3 protein-coding genes are annotated in these 2,813 nt (G+C 38.3%); all 3 read left to right on the forward strand.

The genetic code is table 11. The annotated features are described in order from the left end of the window. Window positions 1-962, forward strand: a 962-nt coding sequence (locus tag J7K93_02025) for an aminotransferase class I/II-fold pyridoxal phosphate-dependent enzyme (protein ID MCD6115767.1), incomplete at its 5' end; no start/stop codon positions are given. Between the two features lie 280 nt (window positions 963-1,242). After that, on the forward strand, window positions 1,243-2,106 hold the full coding sequence (locus J7K93_02030) for a hypothetical protein (GenBank protein MCD6115768.1): 864 nt from the start codon (window positions 1,243-1,245) through the stop codon (window positions 2,104-2,106). A gap of 75 nt (window positions 2,107-2,181) precedes the next feature. Further along, on the forward strand, window positions 2,182-2,813 hold a 632-nt coding region (locus J7K93_02035), incomplete at its 3' end, for a glycoside hydrolase family 2 protein (protein MCD6115769.1).

Consider the following 2,813-nt stretch of genomic DNA (forward strand, 5'->3'; position numbering starts at 1 on the left):
ATAAAGAGCTTGAAGACAAGATGACAAAATTTCTCGGTACGGAAGATACAATTCTGTTCCCTTCGTGTATGGATGCAAATGCAGGAGTTTTTGAGGCAATTCTCGACAAAGATGATGTTATGATTTCAGATCGTCTGGTTCATGCTTCGATTATTGACGGGATCAGGCTCTGCAGTGCGCAGCATGATACTTTCAAACACTCCAATATGGAACATCTCGAAAAGAAACTTCAGCTCCATTCCGATAAAAGATTAAAGATGGTGATTACTGACGGTGTGTTCTCAATGGACGGCGATACTGCCAAACTTGATAAGATGGCAGAGCTTTGTGAAAAATATGATGCAATGCTTTTTGTGGACGATTCCCATTCAACGGGCTTTATCGGCAAAACCGGAAGAGGCACTCATGAGAAGTACGGCGTTATGGGAAAGATTGACGTTATAACAACCACTTTTGGTAAAGCGCTCGGCGGAGCTTCAGGAGGATGCGTATCCGGACGGAAGGAACTTGTTGAGATGTGCAGGCAGAAGGCACGGCCTTATCTGTTTTCAAATACAATTGCTCCTGTTGTTGTTGCAGGCGTTAACCGGGTTCTTGAAATTCTGTCCGAAAGCACTGAAAGAAGGGATAAACTTGAATCCAATTCAAACTTCTGGCGTAAAGGACTCGAAGAAGCAGGATTTGTACTGAAAGACGGCGATACTCCGATAGTGCCGATTATGCTTTTTAATGCAAAGCTGGCTCAGGATGTTTCCAAAGACCTGTACGATGAAGGTATTTATGCCATTGGATTTTTCTTCCCTGTTGTAGCAAAAGGGCAGGCAAGAATAAGGACACAAATTTCTGCAGGCCATGAAATACATCATCTGGAAAAAGCGCTTGATGCTTTTATCAAAGTCGGGAAAAAGTATGATATTCTCGGAAAGACCAAGCAGGAGATAATTGAGAAATACGGAATGTAAGAGGCCTTTCTTGTAAATCATCTTAAAGCAGGACGAAAAGGTTTTCCGTCCTGCTTTTTTTATTATAAAATAAATTGCATTTTATTAATTTGATTGTTAAAATGTAGTAAGTGCAGATATCTATGGAATTTTTTCATTACCGTTTAAACCTGGAGATGCAATAGCAGTTAAGATAATTGACGACCGTGGAATTGAGTCTTTGAGAGTGATTAATTTATAGACAACTCCAGTCGGTGACAATTTGTCACCGACTGAAAAATTATAAAAGGAATTATTGGAAATGACAAAAACAGATAATGCCATTGCCATATTTGAAGGCTATAAAATAAGACGACAATATGATGAGGGAAAAGAGGTCTGGTATTTTTCAGTGATAGATATACTTCATGTACTTCTTCAAAACACCAATTATCAAACATCCCGTAACTATTGGAAAGTGCTTAAAAACAGGTTAAAAAAAGAAGGCAGCCAGTCGGTTACAAATTGTAACCGACTGAAATTAACCGCAGCTGACGGTAAAAAATATTTTACCGATGCTGCTACGCCTGAAACGCTGCTTCGTTTAATACAATCCGTACCAAGCCCCAAAGCCGAACCCATAAAATTGTGGCTGGCAAAAGTCGGCTATGAACGAATGCAGGATATGTCGGACCCGGCAAGATCACTTGATAGAGCACGAGAGTACTGGCAGCAGCACGGCCGCAGCGAAAAATGGATTCAGCAGCGAATGATGGGACAGGAAACCCGCAATAAATTAACCGACTACTGGAAAGAGCATGATATAAAAGATGAAGAAGAATACGCTATACTTACAAATATTATACATAGAGAATGGGCTGATTTAACAGTAAAACAGCATAAAGCAATCAAATCATTGCAAACGCAGAATTTACGTGACCATATGAGTGAAGCGGAACTGATTTTTACAGCGCTTGCGGAGCTGTCTACCCGTCAAATTGCAGAAACCAACCAGGCAACAGGTTTTGTAGAAAATAAAATTGTCGGTAAAAAAGGCGGAGCGATTGCAAGAAAAGCCCGTTTGGATTTGGAAAGTAAAACCGGAAAAAGTGTTGTAACCGGAGAAAATTTTTTGCCTCCCCAAAAGCAGACAAAGCAAATCAGAAATAAGAAAAAGAGTGAATAAGAATGGCTAAAAATATTCCAAATTGATAAATGCTTCCTGAAAAGTAACAGTTCTTAGTTCAAGAGGACAATTCAAATGAATTTAAAATCCATAAAAAGATATTATCTGATTCTGTCTTTGATAATCATCTCTTTTAATTTAAGCTGTTACAAAAATCCCGATTCGGAAAGAGTGATTTTCGAAAGACTGCAGTCCCAATGGAAGTTCAAAAACAAAAAATCCGATAAATGGTATTCTGCAAAAGTGCCTGGGACTGTTCATACGGATCTTTATAATAATTCATTGATACCTGATCCTTTTTATGGAATCAATGAGAATAAACTACAATGGATTGAAAATGAAAACTGGGAATATCAGACAAAATTTGATCTTCCAGATAAAATTTTTAATAAAAAACATATTGAACTGGTTTTTAAAGGGCTGGACACTTATGCAGAAGTCAGGCTGAACGATTCTCTGATATTAAGTGCAGATAATATGTTCAGAACATGGAAAGCAGACTGTAAGGGCTTTATTAAAAAGAAAAATAATACTTTGAATATTTTATTCCAGTCTCCTTTAAAAGAAAATATCCCAAAATTTAAAAACCTGCCATATCAATTACCTGCAGGAAATGACAGAAGTGAGGTCAAGGTAAGTGTTTTTGCCAGGAAAGCCCCATATCATTTTGGCTGGGACTGGGGGCCGAGATTTGTTACAAGCGGTAT

This window comes from bacterium, from assembly GCA_021158245.1.
Classification (GTDB): Bacteria; Zhuqueibacterota; QNDG01; order QNDG01; family QNDG01; genus QNDG01.

What these genes read in the sequence shown, in the direction of transcription:
- J7K93_02030 (MCD6115768.1), top strand. Translation starts at nt 1,243, where the DNA reads ATGACAAAAACAGATAATGCCATTGCCATATTTGAAGGCTATAAAATA.